Source organism: Nocardioides sp., from assembly GCF_036374615.1.
Classification (GTDB): Bacteria; Actinomycetota; Actinomycetes; order Propionibacteriales; family Nocardioidaceae; genus Nocardioides.
Map to the genome: position 1 here is coordinate 1 of NZ_DASUTK010000068.1, position 3,144 is coordinate 3,144.

Consider the following 3,144-nt stretch of genomic DNA (forward strand, 5'->3'; position numbering starts at 1 on the left):
GCGCCGCTCACCCGGCTGCTGAAGCAGGACCGCGCCGTGGCCGGCGTCAACGGGGGGTTCTTCGACATCTACGACACCGGCGCCCCGCTCGGGGTCGGGCAGGACCGGCAGCGAGGGTTCCTGCATGCCGCTCGTTACACCTGGAACAACGCCTTCTGGACCGACCGCGACGGGGAGGCGAGGATCGGGAAGATGCCGCTGGAGGCCTCGATCGCCGAGTACCCGCAGCTCCCCCTGACGAACGTGAACTCGCCGCGAGCCCGGGCCGGTTCGATCGGCGCCTGGAACAGCAAGTGGGGCCGGACCGCCGGCTACGCCGTCACCGACGGACAGCGGAGGAACGTGCGGGCGGTCGTGGTCGACGGCGGTCGGGTGGTCGTCAACACCACGGACCTGACGGTCGGCAAGGCCATCGACGGCATCGTCCTGGTGGGTCGTGGTCCCGGCGCCACGCAGCTCGAGCAGCTGCGGGTCGGATCGACCGCGACGGTGCGGTGGCGGCTCGCGACGCGGCCGGTGTTCGCGATCAGCGGCGAGAAGGTGCTGGTCCGCAACCGCAGGATCGCCGTGACCGACGACCGGTTCCTGCACCCGCGCACCGCGGTCGGGATCGACCGCGACTCCGGCCAGATCCTGCTGTTGTCGATCGACGGCCGGCAGCCGCACAGCCGCGGCTACACCATGGTCGAGCTGGCCCGGATGATGAAGCGGCTCGGTGCCGAGGTGGCGATCAACCTCGACGGTGGGGGATCGACGACCCTCGCGGGGCGGAACCGCCGGGGCAGGGTCCGGGTGCTGAACCAACCCTCGGACGGGTCTCAGCGTTCAGTCCCCGACGGGATCGCGGTGATCTACCGGAAGCCGGGCTGACGGCGGTGGCACGCTTCACCCGCGCCGAGCTGGAGTCCTACCGCGGAGCGGAGGTACCAGACCTGCTCGGTCCGGACGTCCGGTTGCTGTTCGTCGGCATCAACCCGGGACTGTGGACGGCCGCGACGCAGACCCACTTCGCCCACCCGGTCAACCGGTTCTACCCCGCCCTGCTGCGCGCCGGCATCCTGCTCGAGCCGATCGACGCGGCAGCAGGCATGACCGACGACGACCGCGCGGCGGTGCTTGCCCGTGGCATCGGCATCACCAACCTCGTACGCCGAGCGACCGCCCGGGCCGACGAGCTGACTGTCGAGGAGCTGCGTGCCGGCCGTGAAGAGCTGGTCGCGACGGTCGAGCGGGTGCGGCCGCGAGTCGTGGCGATCGCCGGCATCACGGCGTACCGCTCCGCGTTCGGCGTACGACGCGCGGTGCTGGGCCGACAACCCGAGGCGCTGGCCGGCGCCGAGCTGTGGGTCGTGCCCAACCCCAGCGGCCTCAACGCGCACGAGACGATCGACTCCCTCGCGCAGGCCTACGCCGCGCCGGCGCGTGCCGCAGGGATCCTCTGAGGGGTCCGGGGGTTGGTCACTCCGGGAACGGCTGGAGCTTCCCGAGGATCGTCAGCCCGTCCTCGACCTGGAAGCCGCGAGCCGCGTCCGCCTCGAGGTCGACCCCGAGCTCGGCTCCGGGCGGGATCACGACGCCCTTGTCGACGATCGCGTTCTGCACGACCGCGCCCTCGCCGACGATCACGCCGTTGAGCAGCACGCTGTCGGTGACGGAAGCGCCGGTCAGGACCCGGACGTCGGGCGACAGCACGGAGCGGTCGACCGACCCGCCGCTGATGACCACCCCGGGCGAGAGCACCGCATCTCCGATCGACGCGGCCTGGCCACCCTCCCCCTGCACCACCTTCACCGGGGGTTGCGGGCCGTAGGACGTGAAGATCGGCCACTTGAAATTGTAGAGGTTGAAGATCGGCAGCGGACTGACGACGTCCATGTGGGCGGCGTAGTAGGAGCCCATCGTCCCGACGTCTCGCCAGTAGCCACGGTCGCGGTCGGTGGACCCGGGCACGTCGTTGTCCTTGAAGTCGTAGACCGCGGCCTGCGACCGCCGCACGAACGCGGGCACGATGTCGCCGCCCATGTCGTGGGCGCTGTTGTCGAGGTCCGCGTCGCGGGTGACGGCCTCGACCAGGGCGTTCGCGTCCAGCACGTAGTTGCCCATCGACGCGAGCACCTCGTTCGGATCGTCCGGGAGCCCCACCGCGTCCTTCGGCTTCTCGAGGAACTCGCGGATCTGCGAGGGGTCGTCGGGGTTCACGTCGATCACCCCGAACTGGTCGGCGAGCCCGATCGGCTGCCGGATCGCCGCCACGGTGCACGCCGCTCCGGTCTCGACGTGGTGCTCGACCATCTGGCTGAAGTCCATCCGGTACACGTGGTCGGCGCCGACCACGACGATGATGTCGGGCGTCTCGTCGCGGATCAGGTTGAGACTCTGGAAGATCGCGTCGGCGCTGCCCAGGTACCACCGCTTGCCCACCCGTTGCTGGGCCGGCACCGGCGCGACGTAGTTGCCGAGCATGGTCGACATCCGCCAGGTCTGGGTGACGTGCCGGTCGAGGCTGTGCGACTTGTACTGCGTCAGCACCACGACCTTGAGGTAGCCGGAGTTGACGACGTTCGACAGCGCGAAGTCGATCAGCCGGTAGATCCCGGCGAACGGCACCGCCGGTTTCGCCCGGTCCGCCGTCAGCGGCATCAGCCGCTTCCCCTCCCCTCCGGCGAGCACGATCGCGAGGACGTTGCGCCGGGGTTCCCTGCTCATCCCGTCAAACTAGCCACTCCCGCGTCAGGGGCGCGAGGGTCCGATCAGAAGCACTACCGTCGGAGCCATGCGCGTCGACGTCCTCAGCAAGGAGTACCCGCCCGAGGTGTACGGCGGCGCCGGGGTCCACGTCGCCGAGCTGGTGCGAGCGCTGCGTGCGCGCGACGACGTCGAGGCGAGAGTGCACGCGTTCGGTGCGCCGCGGGACGAACCGCTGACGTCGTCGTACGCCGACCTCGCTGACCTCAGGCACGCCAACGCCGCCCTCCGCACGATCGGGGTCGACCTGGTCATCGCCGACGCGTGCGGCGGGGCCGACCTGGTCCACTCCCACACGTGGTACGCGAATCTCGCCGGCCACCTGGCCGGACTGCTCCACGACGTGCCGCACGTGGTGAGCGCGCACTCCCTGGAGCCGCTGCGACCTTGGAAGGCCGA

At 70.5% G+C, this 3,144-nt stretch carries 4 protein-coding genes; 3 read left to right on the plus strand and 1 reads right to left on the minus strand.

The features are described from left to right. Both VFZ39_RS05835 and VFZ39_RS05840 read left to right on the plus strand, forming a co-directional pair. On the plus strand, window positions 1–870 hold an 870-nt coding region (locus tag VFZ39_RS05835; protein WP_330864791.1), incomplete at its 5' end, for a phosphodiester glycosidase family protein. A gap of 5 nt (window positions 871–875) precedes the next feature. After that, entirely contained in the window at window positions 876–1,442 is a 567-nt protein-coding gene (locus tag VFZ39_RS05840; protein WP_330864792.1) for a mismatch-specific DNA-glycosylase, read from the plus strand. Window positions 1,443–1,458: 16 nt separating this feature from the next. Here the strand turns inward: VFZ39_RS05840 and VFZ39_RS05845 are convergent, their stop codons facing one another. Further along, entirely contained in the window at window positions 1,459–2,706 is a 1,248-nt protein-coding gene (locus VFZ39_RS05845) for a glucose-1-phosphate adenylyltransferase (protein WP_330864793.1), read from the minus strand. A gap of 67 nt (window positions 2,707–2,773) precedes the next feature. Between VFZ39_RS05845 and VFZ39_RS05850 the strand changes: the two genes are divergently transcribed. Then, a partial coding sequence (locus VFZ39_RS05850) for a glycosyltransferase (protein ID WP_330864794.1) occupies window positions 2,774–3,144 on the plus strand: 371 nt, incomplete at its 3' end.

Coding starts and splice junctions, on each gene's coding strand:
- VFZ39_RS05845 (WP_330864793.1), bottom strand. CDS start 2,706: ATGAGCAGGGAACCCCGGCGCAACGTCCTCGCGATCGTGCTCGCCGGA.